This is a genomic window from Streptomyces sp. HSW2009 (assembly GCF_040240285.1).
Classification (GTDB): domain Bacteria; phylum Actinomycetota; class Actinomycetes; order Streptomycetales; family Streptomycetaceae; genus Streptomyces.
The window spans coordinates 1-1,805 of the sequence record NZ_JBEHZD010000921.1 but is presented as its reverse complement, the minus strand read 5'-3'; the positions used below and the strand labels follow the sequence as shown (position 1 = coordinate 1,805).

The window sequence follows — 1,805 nt, the reverse complement described above, 5'->3', positions numbered from 1 at the left end:
GCCCGTGTCGTGGGCGCGTAGATGTTTATAACACACTGGGCGTCCCCGGTACGGCCAAGGGGCTACGGATGCGTACGGTCCACGCCCGGGGCAAACCCACCCCCACCCCGTCCTCATCTCCGCACCCACCCCCACACCCCCACCCGTCCCATCTCCGACCCCACACCCGCACCCGCACCCCGACGTCCCCCTTCGCCAGCCCGCGGCCGGTCCTCGTACGGCAAAAGGCCGCCCCCGGCAGATGCCGGGAACGGCCTTTCGTGTCCGTGCGTACGTCCAGGTCACGCGCCATTTCTCCCGCAACCGGGCGGGTCGCTGCCGGGGGCCGGCCCGCTCCGGGGAGCGGGCCCCTGCGGGGGCGCGGTGTCGTGGCGCAGTCGTGGCGCGAGGGGCGGACGTTGCGCAGGGGACTTAGATCAGGCCGAGGCCGCGCACGGCCTCGCGCTCCTCTTCGAGCTCCTTCACCGACGCGTCGATGCGGGTGCGCGAGAACTCGTTGATCTCCAGACCCTGCACGATCTTGTACGTGCCGTCCTGCGTGGTGACCGGGAAGGAGGAGATGAGGCCCTCCGGAACGCCGTACGAACCGTCCGAGGGGATGCCCATGGAGGTCCAGTCGCCGTCGGCGGTGCCGTTGACCCAGGTGTGGACGTGGTCGATGGCGGCGTTGGCGGCCGAGGCGGCCGAGGACGCGCCACGGGCCTCGATGATCGCGGCGCCGCGCTTGGCGACCGTCGGGATGAAGGTGTCGGCCAGCCACTTCTCGTCGTTGACGACCTCGGCGGCGTTCTTGCCCGCGACCTCGGCGTGGAAGACGTCCGGGTACTGGGTGGCCGAGTGGTTGCCCCAGATGGTGAGCTTGCGGATCTCACTGACCGGCGTGCCGGTCTTCTGGGCGAGCTGCGAGACGGCGCGGTTGTGGTCCAGGCGGGTCATCGCGGTGAAGCGCTCGCGCGGCACGTCGGGCGCGGCGGCCTGGGCGATCAGCGCGTTGGTGTTGGCCGGGTTGCCCACGACCAGGACCTTGATGTCGTCCGCGGCGTGCGCGTTGATCGCCGCGCCCTGCGGCTTGAAGATGCCGCCGTTGGCCTCCAGGAGGTCACCGCGCTCCATGCCCTTGGTGCGCGGGCGGGCGCCGACCAGCAGGGCGACGTTGGCGCCGTCGAAGGCCACGTTCGGGTCATCCGAAATGTCAATGCCGCGCAGCAGCGGGAACGCGCAGTCGTCCAGCTCCATGGCGGTGCCCTCGGCGGCCTTCAGGCCCTGCGGGATCTCCAGGAGGCGGAGCTTGACGGGCACGTCCGCGCCGAGGAGGTGGCCGGAGGCGATGCGGAAGAGCAGCGCGTAGCCGATCTGGCCGGCCGCGCCGGTAACGGTGACATTGACGGGAGTGCGGGTCATGGCAATCTCCTGCTGCGAGCTAGCGGTGGGTGTCCCTGCCCATTTTCCGAGGTCTCTTGGTATCGAGAGACCCGGCGCCAGGCTATCCGACGCGACGCACGCCCATTCCGCGGCCCAGTGTGTCCCACCTCACCGGACGCGTCACGGCGGGGCCGGCGGACCCGTACGGGGCAGAGCCGTGCGGGGCAGAGCCGTACGGGGCGGCACGAGGTCGTACGAGCCGCATGGCTCCGTACGGGCATCCGTCCCGCGGGGTGTTTCCGACCGCTCGCCCGCCGACCCGGGGTATCCGTGACCCTCCGCCGGCCCCGCGCCGGCGGGGGGGGGGGGGGGGGGCGGCGCGGGGGGGGGGGGGGGGGGCGGCCGCCCGCCCCGCGCCCCGCGGGGGGGGGGGGGGGGGCGGG

1 protein-coding gene is annotated in these 1,805 nt (G+C 72.7%); it reads right to left on the bottom strand.

What is annotated here, in order from left to right:
• Positions 1–411: 411 nt before the first annotated feature.
• Positions 412–1,401, bottom strand: coding sequence for a malate dehydrogenase (locus tag AAHZ94_RS33565; RefSeq protein ID WP_349997476.1), 990 nt, complete (start codon positions 1,399–1,401; stop codon positions 412–414).
• Positions 1,402–1,805 lie beyond the last annotated feature (404 nt).